This window comes from Vibrio sp. 10N.222.52.B7 (assembly GCF_041474275.1).
Taxonomy (GTDB): Bacteria; Pseudomonadota; Gammaproteobacteria; order Enterobacterales; family Vibrionaceae; genus Vibrio; species Vibrio crassostreae_C.
Map to the genome: position 1 here is coordinate 12,507 of NZ_JBFRTU010000033.1, position 804 is coordinate 13,310.

The 804-nt window shown below is 41.4% G+C and carries 1 protein-coding gene and 1 riboswitch; the gene reads left to right on the forward strand.

The annotated features are described in order from the left end of the window. Positions 1-81 precede the first annotated feature (81 nt). A riboswitch (cyclic di-GMP riboswitch) is annotated at positions 82-167 on the forward strand. Positions 168-294: 127 nt separating this feature from the next. Further along, positions 295-804, forward strand: a 510-nt coding sequence (locus AB4512_RS11385; protein WP_372174929.1) for a TfoX/Sxy family DNA transformation protein, incomplete at its 3' end; no start/stop codon positions are given.

Sequence of the window (804 nt, forward strand, 5' to 3'; positions counted from 1 at the left end):
GATCATTAATTGAAGCAGTATCACATTTTGAAATATCAAGTGTGAGCTTCATTCAACAAAAACTTTATTCTATTCAATCAGTCACGCACAGGGCAAACCACTCGAAAGAGTGAGACGCAAAGCTTCCGGCCTAAACCACTCGTTGGTATGGTAGCGGGGTTACCGATGGCAAAATGCAGTAACTACTAATAATTTAGTAATTTACGGCTTATTGACAATTTAATTGCAACATTTTGCTAATCTCTCGGACCTGCTTATTTGGTGGCGTAGTTCAAATACACCGAGATAAATAACATGGATAAACCGATACTAAAGGACTCGATGAAGTTATTTGAGTCCCTAGGAAAAATAAAATCACGCTCAATGTTTGGTGGCTTCGGTCTTTTTGCTGATGACACTATGTTTGCTCTGGTTGTAAATGACCAGTTGCACATACGCGCAGACAAAGGCACAACGAAACAATTCGAACAACAAGGGTTTCAACCTTACGTCTACAAAAAACGTGGTTTCCCTGTCGTTACTAAATATTTCGCTTTACCTGAAGGCCTCTGGCAAGACCAAGAGAAAATCTTGCAGCTTGCAACCACGTCTCTAGGTTTTGCTAAAGAAGAAAAAGCTGAGCAGTCTTCTGCTAAGCCGACCCGACTCAAAGATCTGCCTAATCTTCGACTCGCTACCGAGCGTATGTTGAAAAAGGCAGGGATCGATTCTGTAGAACGTTTATATGAATCTGGCTCTGTAAACGCATTTAACGCCATCAAAGAATCGCATGCGTCTTCTGTCAGTATTGAACTACTTTGGGCG